This is a genomic window from Streptomyces sp. NPDC088747 (assembly GCF_044751025.1).
GTDB lineage: Bacteria > Actinomycetota > Actinomycetes > Streptomycetales > Streptomycetaceae > Streptomyces.
Genome location: NZ_JBIVKZ010000022.1, coordinates 153943 through 164327, shown reverse-complemented (window position 1 = coordinate 164327; position 10385 = coordinate 153943). Strand labels below are relative to the sequence as shown.

General features: G+C 70.1%; 12 protein-coding genes. 2 read left to right on the top strand and 10 right to left on the bottom strand.

What is annotated here, in order from left to right:
* Positions 1 to 92 precede the first annotated feature (92 nt).
* The 7 genes from cbiE to ACIP79_RS37535 form a co-directional block, all read right to left on the bottom strand.
* Entirely contained in the window at positions 93 to 1304 is a 1212-nt protein-coding gene (cbiE, locus tag ACIP79_RS37565) for a precorrin-6y C5,15-methyltransferase (decarboxylating) subunit CbiE (RefSeq protein WP_401231161.1), read from the bottom strand.
* Positions 1305 to 1570: 266 nt separating this feature from the next.
* Positions 1571 to 2206: a GNAT family N-acetyltransferase gene (locus ACIP79_RS37560; protein ID WP_383686379.1), complete on the bottom strand. Its 636-nt coding sequence runs from the start codon at positions 2204 to 2206 to the stop codon at positions 1571 to 1573.
* Between the two features lie 146 nt (positions 2207 to 2352).
* The gene (locus tag ACIP79_RS37555; protein WP_401231158.1) at positions 2353 to 3186 is read right to left on the bottom strand and encodes a MetQ/NlpA family ABC transporter substrate-binding protein; all 834 of its coding nucleotides are present in this window, start codon (positions 3184 to 3186) and stop codon (positions 2353 to 2355) included.
* A 94-nt stretch (positions 3187 to 3280) separates the two neighbouring features.
* Positions 3281 to 4108, bottom strand: a complete 828-nt coding sequence (locus ACIP79_RS37550) for a MetQ/NlpA family ABC transporter substrate-binding protein (RefSeq protein WP_401231155.1) — start codon at positions 4106 to 4108, stop codon at positions 3281 to 3283.
* A 92-nt stretch (positions 4109 to 4200) separates the two neighbouring features.
* Positions 4201 to 4938: a methionine ABC transporter permease gene (locus tag ACIP79_RS37545; RefSeq protein ID WP_383689636.1), complete on the bottom strand. Its 738-nt coding sequence runs from the start codon at positions 4936 to 4938 to the stop codon at positions 4201 to 4203.
* Entirely contained in the window at positions 4935 to 5978 is a 1044-nt protein-coding gene (locus ACIP79_RS37540) for a methionine ABC transporter ATP-binding protein (protein WP_383689635.1), read from the bottom strand. The genes ACIP79_RS37545 and ACIP79_RS37540 overlap by 4 nt, the downstream gene beginning before the upstream one ends.
* Before the next feature lie 371 nt (positions 5979 to 6349).
* Complete coding sequence (locus ACIP79_RS37535) at positions 6350 to 6997, bottom strand: HAD family hydrolase (RefSeq protein WP_401231151.1); 648 nt, start codon at positions 6995 to 6997, stop codon at positions 6350 to 6352.
* A gap of 68 nt (positions 6998 to 7065) precedes the next feature.
* Between ACIP79_RS37535 and ACIP79_RS37530 the strand changes: the two genes are divergently transcribed.
* Complete coding sequence (locus ACIP79_RS37530; protein WP_383687011.1) at positions 7066 to 7425, top strand: hypothetical protein; 360 nt, start codon at positions 7066 to 7068, stop codon at positions 7423 to 7425.
* Between the two features lie 169 nt (positions 7426 to 7594).
* Entirely contained in the window at positions 7595 to 7966 is a 372-nt protein-coding gene (locus ACIP79_RS37525) for a hypothetical protein (RefSeq protein ID WP_383687014.1), read from the top strand.
* 24 nt (positions 7967 to 7990) lie between these two features.
* Here the strand turns inward: ACIP79_RS37525 and ACIP79_RS37520 are convergent, their stop codons facing one another.
* From ACIP79_RS37520 to ACIP79_RS37510, 3 genes are all read right to left on the bottom strand, one after another.
* Entirely contained in the window at positions 7991 to 8494 is a 504-nt protein-coding gene (locus ACIP79_RS37520) for a GNAT family N-acetyltransferase (protein ID WP_401231147.1), read from the bottom strand.
* Positions 8495 to 8540: 46 nt separating this feature from the next.
* Positions 8541 to 9047, bottom strand: coding sequence for an RNA polymerase sigma factor (locus tag ACIP79_RS37515; protein ID WP_401231145.1), 507 nt, complete (start codon positions 9045 to 9047; stop codon positions 8541 to 8543).
* Positions 9048 to 9191: 144 nt separating this feature from the next.
* Positions 9192 to 10355 carry a glycerophosphodiester phosphodiesterase gene (locus tag ACIP79_RS37510; protein ID WP_401231142.1) on the bottom strand — a complete coding sequence of 388 codons (1164 nt, stop codon included), beginning with the start codon at positions 10353 to 10355 and terminating at the stop codon, positions 9192 to 9194.
* Between the last annotated feature and the right edge of the window lie 30 nt (positions 10356 to 10385).

Here is a 10385-nt window from a genome sequence, read left to right as displayed (position 1 = left end):
GCGTGCTTTCCGGACATTGGCCTACGAAAGGCTGATCCCCCGAGAGCGGTACAACGATCGGCCAGCCTACCGCGCGCAGTACGACAACAGGATCACGGGGCGCGATCGGGCAGACGCCCGGTGAGCAGGAACGCGACGCTCCGTTCGGTCTCCGTCCAGGCCTTCGTGTCGAGTTCGACGGACTGGATGAGGGCGCACTCGACCTGGTAGCCGTGCTCCGTCAGGTGCCGGCCGACGAGTTCCGCGGCGTCGCGGGTCGAGGCATGGGTGACGATGCACTGCGGACGGCGATCGGCGACCGCCGAGACCACCGCGACTCCGCCGCCCCCGACCCGTACGACGTCGGGTTCGGGCAGATCCTCCAGGACGTGCGGCGCGATTCCGTGCACGATCTGGAGCTGGACGCCGAAGCGGCGCGCGGAGTCCTCGGTGCGGGCGCAGGAGCCGGGACTGCGGTCGACCGCGATGACGGCGGCGCCGGCGCGGGCCGCCTCGATGGCGAAGGCGCCGCTGCCCGAGCCGATGTCCCAGACGAGGTCGCCGAGGCGCGGTCCGAGGCGGGCGAGTTGCGCGGCGCGCAGCAGATCCGTTTCGCCTTCGCCGAGTGCGCCGCCGTACGCCTTCGCGGGCAGCGCCCAGCCGCGCGGTCCCGCGCCCGGCTCGCGTCCCGCGATCCAGCCGCCGCCGTCGGCCGCGGCCACGAAGCCGCCGATGACGATCACGACGTTCGGGTCCCGCCAGGTGTGGTCGGCGGCCTTGTCCGAGGTGAGCATCGTGACCTGCTCGTCGGCGGTGCCGAGTGCTTCGCAGATGACGAAGGTGCGGTGCACGCCGTCCATGAGCAGGCCGAGTTCGGCGGGGCCCGCGCCGGGGGAGGTGAGGACGGCGACCTTGGTGTGGGCGCGGCACACGTTCACCGCTCGTCGCAGGGTGCGGGCGTGCGCGACGACGACGTGGGCGTCGTCCCAGGCCATTCCCGCGCGGGCGAACGCGGTGGCCACCGAGGAGACGGCGGGGACGACCTCGACCTCAAGGCCGAACTCGGGGCTCCGCAGGGTCCGTACGACGCCGAAGAAGCCCGGGTCGCCGTCGGCGAGGACGACGGCGCTGCCACGGTGGTTGGCGATCCGGCGGGCGGCGAGGGCGACGCTGCCGAGGCGGATGCGTTCGGCGGAGGCGGGTACCTCGGGGAGCGCGAGGTGGTGGGCCGTGCCCGCCACGAGTGTCGCGGCGCCGAGAGCCGAGCGCGCCGCGGCGGTCAGCGGCGAGCCGTCCCAGCCGATCACCGTGACCCGGTCGGCCATCGTCGTCAGTCTCCAGACAAGGATTTCGCAGGTCGTCAGAGGTAGGCCCGAGGGCAGGCTCCGTGAGGGTACCTGGTGCCGCCCGGCGGTGCTCGGACGGGCTCCGGAGAACGGACGCGGTTCCGCGGATTCCGGTCGCGGATTCCGGTCACAGCTTCCAGTCAGCGGCTTACGGTCGGCGGCTTCCGGTCGGTGGCTTCGCGGGCCGACGGGCTCCGGGCCCGCTCCGGGGTCTCCCCCGTTTTCCTCCAGCGGACTCGCGGAGTTCAGTTCCAGTCGGAGAACGACGTGAAACCGCTGTCGGCGAACTGCTCGCCCACGCCGTCGAGGTCCTCGGGCAGGAGGCTCCACACGATGTAGTCCGTGCGTACGTCGGTCCAGCCGCCGTCCTCGGTACGGGTGCGCGCTATGCAGGCGCCCCGCAGGACGCCTTCGCTGATGCAGCCGATCTTCTGGGCGACCTGCTGCGAGGCGGTGTTGTCGGCGGCCGTCCGCAGTTCGACCCGCTCGAACTTCTGGTCGCGGAAGAGCCATTGGGCGGTGGCGAGCGCGGCCTCGGAGGCGTAGCCCTCGCCGCGGGCCCAGGGGGCGATGATGTACGACATCTCGGTGGACCGTACGTGCCAGTTCGTCTTCGCGAGCTGGACGATCCCGACCAGGCGCTGGGTGAGGAACTCGGTGACGGCGAGGTCGAGTCCGCGGCCCGACTCGCGTTCGGCGGGCGCCTGGTCGGTGATCCAGGAGCGGGCGCCGTCCTCGGTGTAGGGCTGGGGCACCTCGGTCCAGGCCGCCACCATCTCGTCGTTCATCATCTCGGTCAGGGCGGCGACGTCCTCGTCCTCGAGCGCGCGCATGACCAACCGCTCCGTGCTGATGGAGATGTCGGGGAAGGTGCTCGTCATGCGCCGCTCCGTAACCTTCGGGAACCTCGGGCCCCGGAAAACCGTCGGGCCTGCTGAACTGCCCAGCATGCAGCATGAAACCACCGGGACGCACCACGGGGTCCACTCCCGGTAGTGGAGTGGACCCCTGGCGGTGACGAGGACCGTCAGCCCGAAGTGACCGGCAGGACCGACCCCTTGTACTTGTCCTCGATGAACTTCCTGACCTCGGGCGAGGTCAGGAGCTCCGCGAGCTTCACGACCCGCGGGTCTTCCTCGTGGCCCTTCTTGACCGCCAGGAGGTTCGCGTAGGGGTTGTCCTTCGCGGACTCCAGGAGGATCGCGTCGGTGGCGGGGCTGAGTCCCGCGTCCTGGGCGTAGTTGTTGTTGATGACCGCGGCCGCCACGTCGTCGAGCGAGCGCGGCAGTTGGGCGGGTTCCAGCTCCTTGAACGTCAGGTGCTTCGGGTTGGCCGTGATGTCCTCGGGGGACGCGGCCGTGCCCGCACCGTCCTTGAGCGTGATGACGCCCTCGGAGGCGAGGAGTTTGAGGGCGCGGCCCTCGTTGGTGACGTCGTTGGGCACCGCGACGGTGGCTCCGTCGGCGAGCTCGGTGACGTCCCCGATCTTCTTCGAGTACACACCCATGGGCGGCAGATACGGCTTGACCACCGACACCAGGTCCGTGCCCTTGGACTTGTTGAAGTCGTCCAGGAAGGGCTGGTTCTGGTAGAGGTTCGCGTCGAGCGAGCCCTCCTGGAGAGCGGTGTTCGGCAGCACGTAGTCCGTGAACTCCCGGATCTCCAGGTCGAGTCCCGCCTTGGCGGCGAGATCCCGGTCTATGTACGACAGGACCTCGCCGGCCGGTACGGCGGTGGCGCCGACGACCAGTGCGTCGTCGGCGCCGCCGCCGGAGCCGGAACCCGAACCGCAGGCGGTCAGGCCGAGACCGAGGCCGAGGGCCATCGCGGAACCGACCGTGGATATGACGTGCTTACGCATTTCGACTGCCCCCTGCGACTCGTTGGTCCGGTCCGGTCGGAACGACGGAATGTCCGAGCGGAACGACGGGATGTCAGCTCAGAACGGTGTTCGGTCAGAACGACGGGATGACGGAACCCTCGTACTTGTCCTCGATGAACTTCTTGACCTCGGGCGAGGTGAGGAGCTTCGCGAGCTTCTTGACCCGCGGGTCGTCCTCGTTGCCGTCCTTGACCGCGAGGAAGTTGCCGTACGGGTTGTCCGTCGCGGACTCCAGGACGAGCGCGTCGTCGGCGGGCGAGAGGTCGGCCTCGATGGCGTAGTTGCCGTTGATCACCGCGGCGTCGACGTCCTCCAGGGAGCGCGGGGTCTGGGCCGCTTCCAGTTCCTTGAACTTGAGGTCCTTCGGGTTCTTGGTGATGTCCGAGGGGGTCGCCTCGTTGCCCACGCCGTCCTTGAGCGTGATGATCCCGTTGGCGGCGAGCAGCTTGAGCGCCCGCGCCTCGTTGACCGAGTCGTTCGGGACGGCGATCGTCGCACCGCTCTTCAGCTCGTCCGCGCTCTTGACCTTGCTGGAGTACAGGCCGAGCGGCTCCAGGTGCACCGTGACGACGGGCACGATGTGGGTGCCGTTCTTCTTGTTGAAGTCGTCCAGGTAGGGCTGGTTCTGGAAGTAGTTGGCGTCCACGGACCCGTCCTCGGTCGCCGTGTTCGGCGTGACGTAGTCGGTGAACTCCTTGACCTCCAGGTCGAGTCCGGCCTTCTTCGCCAGGTTGTCCTTGACGTAGTCGAGGATCTCGGCGTGCGGGACCGGGCTGGCCGCGACGACCAGCGGACCGCTGGTGTCGGAGGCGGAGTCCTTGTCCGAGCCGCAGGCGGTGAGGCCGAGGGTGAGGCCTCCGGCTGCGAGGACGGCGGTGGTGATCTTGGTGGCGTTACGCACGAAAAGTGCCTTTCCATGTGGGTGAAGCGTCCCCGTGTCGGGTGTACGGGGAGATCTGCGGGTGGGTGAGGAGGTGCGCGGGCGAGAGGTGTTCAGGCGACCTTGCCGACGTCCGCGCCGGCGGGCTCCTTGGCCTTCAGAAGCCGCAGCCGGGGTGCGGCTCCGGACTGGCCGCCGCGCCGGTGCAGGCCACGCGCGGCGAAGTCGCCGGCGAACTGGATGACCGAGATGACCACCGCGAGGATTCCCACGGTGATCCACATCAGTTCGGTCTCGAAGCGCTGGTAGCCGTACCGGATCGCGATGTCGCCGAGGCCTCCGGCGCCGACGGTGCCCGCCATCGCCGAGTAACCGATGAGGGCGACGATCGTGGTGGTCGCCGAGGAGATCAGCGACGGCAGGGACTCCGGTACGAGAACCTTGCGGACGACGGTCCAGGTGTTGCCGCCCATCGACTGCACGGCCTCGACGAGGCCGCCGTCCACTTCGCGGACGGCCGTCTCGACCAGACGCGCGAAGAAGGGGATCGCCCCGATCGCGAGCGGCACGATGGCGGCCTCGCGGCCGATCGTCGAACCGGTGAGCCAGCGCGTGAAGCTCATCAGCGCGACCATCAGGATGATGAACGGCATGGAGCGGGCGATGTTCACGATCTGCCCGATGACCCGGTTCGCGAGGACGTTCTGCAGCAGTCCGCCGCGGTCGGTCAGGACGAGCAGGATGCCGAGCGGAAGCCCGCCGACGACGGCTATGAGCGTGGACCAGCCCACCATGTAGAAGGTGTCCCAACACGCCTGGGACAGCAGCGGCTGCATCTCCGACCAGGTCACTTGGCACCTTCCTTCAGCAGTACGGGCGCCTGGGCGGCCCTCTCGACGAGATCGATCTGGAGTCCCTGTTCACGCAGGAAGCCGATCGGCACGACGTTCTCCTCGTAGCGGCCGGGCAGCTCGATGCGCATCCGGCCGACCTGCTTGCCCGCGACGGTGTCCATCGCGGCGCCGAGGATCGAGATGTCGATGTTGTAGGTGCGGGAGAGCTGCGAGATGACGGGCCGGGTCGCGGCCTCGCCCTGGAAGGTGACGTCGATGACGGTGCGGTCGTCGCCGGAGACGTCGCCGCTGACCGGGAAGAGCGCGGCGGCCAGCTCGGAGCCGGGGGTGGCGAGCAGCTCGCCGACCGTGCCGGACTCGACGATCCTGCCGTTCTCCATCAGGGCGGCCGAGTCGCAGATGCTCTTGACGACGTCCATCTCGTGCGTGATGAGCAGGACGGTCAGACCCAGCTGCCGGTTCAGGTCGCGCAGCAGCTGGAGGATGGAGCGGGTGGTCTCCGGGTCGAGGGCGCTGGTCGCCTCGTCGGAGAGCAGCACCTTCGGGTCGCCGGCCAGGGCGCGGGCGATGCCGACACGCTGCTTCTGCCCGCCGGAGAGCTGCGCCGGGTAGGACTTCGCCTTGTCGGTGAGACCGACCAGGTCGAGCAGGTCGAGCGCCTTGCGGGAGCGCTCCTTGCCGGAGACACCGAGGATCTCCAGCGGCAGTTCGACGTTGTCCTGGACGGTGCGCGAGGACAGCAGGTTGAAGTGCTGGAAGACCATCCCGATGTGGCTGCGCGCCCTGCGGAGCTCCCGGCCCGCGCGGGGGCCTCGGCCGGCGAGCGCCGTGAGGTCCTGGCCGGCGACGGTGACCGTGCCGGCGGTGGGGCGCTCCAGGAGGTTGACGCAGCGGATGAGCGAGGACTTGCCGGCGCCGGACTGGCCGATGACGCCGTACACCTCGCCTTCGCGGACGTGCAGATCGACGCCGTCGAGGGCGGTGACCTCACGGCCACGCGAACGGTAGACCTTCGTGAGGTCCTTGGTCGTGATCACTGGGGATTCCGTCACTGTCGAGTGCGGGGCGTGGGTGTGCGCCCGGCACGGGTGCATTCGGTCGGGAACGCGGCACGGTTCTCGCGGTGGCGATGGCAGCCGGGAAGTCAGCAGAATCGTGTGCGCGGGGCAGCGCCGCTCACGTCCGGGGGACGGGCAGGGCGCGCCGGCTCGCTTCGGGGCGCGAGGCTCGGGGTGGTGCGGGGGCCCTCTAGAAGGCGCACATTCGACACATACAACGAGCACCGGGCGTCATGGTCGCCTCGGTCGCAAGGATGCGGTTGCTCGTCGTGGTCATGGGATCAAGTAAAGCAGACACCAAGGCGGCGTCCACCACCGCTGTCCGGATTCCGGACAGCGGTGGACTGCTGTCAGCCCCGCACCGAGATCTCCACGCCTGCCGCTGTGACCAGCGCCGACAGGGCGGAGAGGTCCTCGACCACGAGGTCGGCGTCCAGTTCGTCGGACAGGTGGGTTGTGGCCAACGCCACGGTGGTCATCCCGGCGGCGCGGCCCGCCTGGAGGCCTGCCGGAGCGTCCTCGAAGACCACGCAGCGGGCCGGGTCGACGCCCAGTTCGCGGGCGGCGAGGAGGTAGGGCTCGGGGTCGGGCTTGCCGCGGGTGATGTCGTCGGCGGTGACCAGCGTCTTGGGGCGGATGCCGGCCTCGGCGAGGCGGGCCTCGGCCAGCCGCCGGGTGGCGGAGGTGACGACGGCCCAGCGCTCGGCGGGGAGGGAGGCGAGGAACTCGGCCGTTCCGGGAAGCAGCAGCACCCCGCCCGGTACGTCGTCGACCTCCAGCTGCTCGATGCGCGCGAGGGCTTCGGGGACGAGGCCGGCGGGCAGCAGGTCGGCGGCTATCTCGGCGGCGGGGCGGCCGTGCAGTTCGATCCGGGCGAAGTCCTCGGCGGCGATGCCGTACTCCTCGTACCACCGGGTCCAGCAGCGGTTCACGGACTCCAGGGAGGAGACGAGTGTGCCGTCGTTGTCGAAGAGAAGGGCTTCTGCGTGGATCTTCATGCCGTCGACCCTACGGCCACCCCGGGGGCGAGGGCAGCGGGCCTTTTGGCCCGTAATAGGGTCGCGGCATGCTTGATGCCCTGACGGTCGCGACCGCCGTCGCCGCGCTCGCGCTCGCCGCCTGGTGCGGCTGGGCCGCCTACCGGGACCAGCCCACCAAGGACTGGCACTTCATCGGCATGGCCGTGGTGTCGCTGCTCGCCGTGGTCCAGCTGGTGATCGGCATCGTGCAGCTGGCTCGCGGCGAGAAGCCGGACCAGGGCACGACGATCTTCGTGGCGTATCTGATCGGCGCCTTCGCGTGCGTCCCCGCGGCGGGTTTCATGTCGCTGGCGGAGCGCACCCGCTGGGGCTCGATCACCGTGGCCGCGGGCGGCATCGTCCTGGCCGTTCTCGAAGTGCGGCTCTATGACATCTGGGGAGGCTGAGATGACGGCCGCGGAGGAGAACGGGACCGTGGACCAGGGCGACGAGGGGACCGCGCACCGGGTGAACGACGGCACCGCGGACCCGGAGAACGAGGGGACCGCGGACCCGGAGAACGAGGGGACCGCGGACCCGGAGAAGAAGCGGACCCGGCTCATCAGCGGGCCGGGCATGCTGCTGGTCTGGCTGTACGGCGTGATGGTCGTCGGCGCGGTCTCGCGCAGCGCCGTGCAGATCTCGACGGAGTTCGACAAGGCCCCACTCGCCTACTCGCTCTCCGCCATCGCCGGGCTCGTCTACGGCTTCATCACGTACTCGCTCGTCCGGGGCGGCGAGAAGGCCCGCAGGGCGGCGCTGGTGTGCTGCGCCGCCGAGCTCGCGGGCGTGCTGATCGTCGGGACCTGGACGCTGGTGGAGCCGTCCGCGTTCCCCGACGCCACGGTCTGGTCGGACTACGGGATGGGCTATCTGTTCATCCCGGTGCTGCTGCCGGTGTCGGCGATGTACTGGCTTCGCAAGGCCGCCCGTACGACCACCGGCTGACCGGCGTCGGCCGACGGCACCGGCTCAGGCGCTGGCCACGAACGCGCTCGCGGGGGCGCCCTTCGCCAGGGTCACCAGGGTGAGGCGCTCGTCCACGCGCTCCGTGGAGACCTGCGCGTAGCCGTGCTTGCGGTACAGCCGCAGGTTGCGGTCGCTGCGGTGGCCGGTGAAGAGCTCGTAGGACTTGGCGGCGCCGTCCGCGCCGAGCTTCGCCTCGATCGCGGCGAGCAGGCGTCCGCCCAGCCCGTGGCGCTGCATGCGCGGGTGGACGATGAGTTTGTTGATGCGGGCGGTGCCGTCCGCGTCCACGGCGCCGCGGACCGAGGCCACCACCTCGTCCCCGAGCCGGGCCACCAGGACCGTGCCCCCGGCCAGCTCCGCCCTCAGGGAGTCGAGCGGCTGGGTGAGCGGCTCGATGCCGTAGTCGCCGTACAGTTCGGCCTCGCTCTGGTAGCAGAGGTACTGAAGCTTGAGGATCTGCTCGGCGTCCTGTGTGGTCGCCGCCGAGATGGTCACGCTCATGCCCATGTGTGCACGCCTCCCGCTCACCTGTTCAACCGGTCGTCCCTCACTCCTATCCCCGTGGTTCTCCGGCCGCAACCTCCGGTGCCAGCAATCGCCGCAGACATCCCAGACATCGGGAACGTTCCGGACCCAGACTGCCCTGTGAGATACCCAACTCCCCCGCGATCTCCCGGTAGGTGAGGTCCTTGGGCGAGAGCAGCGCCGCCAGCAGGCTCGGACAGCGGCCGGGCAGGCGGCGTACCGCGTCGTGCAGGGCGCGACGGCGGGCGGCGGTCATCGCGAGCTGCTCGGGGCCGGCGCCGCGGTCGTCGACGGGATCGGCGGCGTACGGCTGTTCGACGCGGGCGGTACGACGGCTGCGGCGGGCCTCGGAGCGTACGGCCCGGCGCAGCCAGCCCTGCGGGTCGACGGGCGGGCCGTCGGTGTCGAGGCGCTCCAGGAGGCGCAGCCAGACGGCCTGCTCCAGGTCGCCCTGTTCGGCGCCGGACGCATATGCCTCCGCCGAGGCCTCGGCGGCGAGCAGCGGGCGCAGGGTGGCAACCATCTCGTGTGTCATATGCGGCACGACGCGGCCGCCCCGGCGAGTGGTTGCCGGGGCGGCCGTCTGTCACCCCAACCGGGGTGACGGGGTCATCCGTTGACGAGTTCCGCGCGGGGTGACGGGGTCATCCGGCGACGAAGTCCGCGCGGGGTGCCGGGGTCATCCGCTGACGAAGTCCGCGCGGGCGAGCACGCCGGTGTCGGGGTTGTCGGTGAAGACGCCGTCGATGCCCGTCTCGAAGTAGACCTTGAAGACGCCGAAGACGTCGCCGTAGGCGTCCGCGTCGGTGCCCTTGCGGTAGGCCGACGGCAGGAAGGGGTTCTCGTTGCGCATCGTGTAGGGGTGCAGGACCAGGCCCCGCGCGTGCGCGTCCTCGACCAGCGTGGTCGGCTTGGTGAAGTTGCCGCTCGCGTCCTTGGGGATGATCAGGTCGAGCGTGGGGCCGATGCCCTGGGCGTAGGAGGCGATCTCCTTGAGGCCCTTGGGGGTGACGAGGTCGGCGACGGTGCGCGGGTCACCGGTGGCGACGAAGTCCCAGGGGCGGCTGTTCGCGGAGGAGAGCAGCACCGCGAGCGGGTTGTCGACGAGCTTGTTCATGCGCTGGATGCTGGTCGGCTCGAAGGACTGGATGATGACCGGCGAGTTCTTGCTGTCCTTGCCCGCCTTGCGCAGCAGCTTGGCGAGCCGCTCCTCGGTGCCGAGGCCGAGCGCCCGGAAGTACGTGGGGTGCTTGAGCTCGGGGTAGATCCAGACCTGCTTGCCGCGCTTGCGGGTCTGCTCGTCCTGCCACTTGAGCACCTCTTCGAACGTGGGGATCTCCCAGCGTCCGTTGTAGAGGGTGTTGTGCGGGCGGTTGGCCGGGATGCGCTCGATCGCGCGCAGGGTCTTCAGCTCGGCGAGCGTGAAGTCCTCCGTGAACCAGCCCGTGGTGGCGACCCCGTCGAGGCTCTTGGTGGTCCTGCGGCCCGCGAACTCCGGGTGGTCCGCGACGTCCGTGGTGCCGCCGATCTCCGGCTCGTGACGGCAGACCAGGTGGCCGTCCTTGGTGGGCACCAGGTCGCCCGCCTCGACGACGTCCGCGCCGAGGTCGAGGGCCAGCTGGTAGGAGCCGAAGGTGTGCTCCGGCCGGTAGCCGCTGGCCCCGCGGTGTCCGATGATCGTCGGCTTGGGCAGGCTCCGGTAGCCGCCGCCCGACCGCCGCGTGTCCGCACTGGCCGCGGTGGGCAGTCCGACGACCGCCCCGCCCGCCCCGAGCACCGCGGCTCCGAGCAGCGTCCGCCGCGCGGTACCCCGCTCCTGTCCGTTCGACTCCTGCGCTCCCATGACTACTCCCGCCGTAGTGCCCCCGAGCCT

What these genes read in the sequence shown, in the direction of transcription:
- cbiE (WP_401231161.1), bottom strand. Translation starts at nt 1,304, where the DNA reads ATGGCCGACCGGGTCACGGTGATCGGCTGGGACGGCTCGCCGCTGACC.
- ACIP79_RS37560 (WP_383686379.1), bottom strand. Translation starts at nt 2,206, where the DNA reads ATGACGAGCACCTTCCCCGACATCTCCATCAGCACGGAGCGGTTGGTC.
- ACIP79_RS37555 (WP_401231158.1), bottom strand. Translation starts at nt 3,186, where the DNA reads ATGCGTAAGCACGTCATATCCACGGTCGGTTCCGCGATGGCCCTCGGC.
- ACIP79_RS37535 (WP_401231151.1), bottom strand. Translation starts at nt 6,997, where the DNA reads ATGAAGATCCACGCAGAAGCCCTTCTCTTCGACAACGACGGCACACTC.
- ACIP79_RS37530 (WP_383687011.1), top strand. Translation starts at nt 7,066, where the DNA reads ATGCTTGATGCCCTGACGGTCGCGACCGCCGTCGCCGCGCTCGCGCTC.
- ACIP79_RS37525 (WP_383687014.1), top strand. Translation starts at nt 7,595, where the DNA reads ATGCTGCTGGTCTGGCTGTACGGCGTGATGGTCGTCGGCGCGGTCTCG.
- ACIP79_RS37520 (WP_401231147.1), bottom strand. Translation starts at nt 8,494, where the DNA reads ATGGGCATGAGCGTGACCATCTCGGCGGCGACCACACAGGACGCCGAG.
- ACIP79_RS37515 (WP_401231145.1), bottom strand. Translation starts at nt 9,047, where the DNA reads ATGACACACGAGATGGTTGCCACCCTGCGCCCGCTGCTCGCCGCCGAG.
- ACIP79_RS37510 (WP_401231142.1), bottom strand. Translation starts at nt 10,355, where the DNA reads ATGGGAGCGCAGGAGTCGAACGGACAGGAGCGGGGTACCGCGCGGCGG.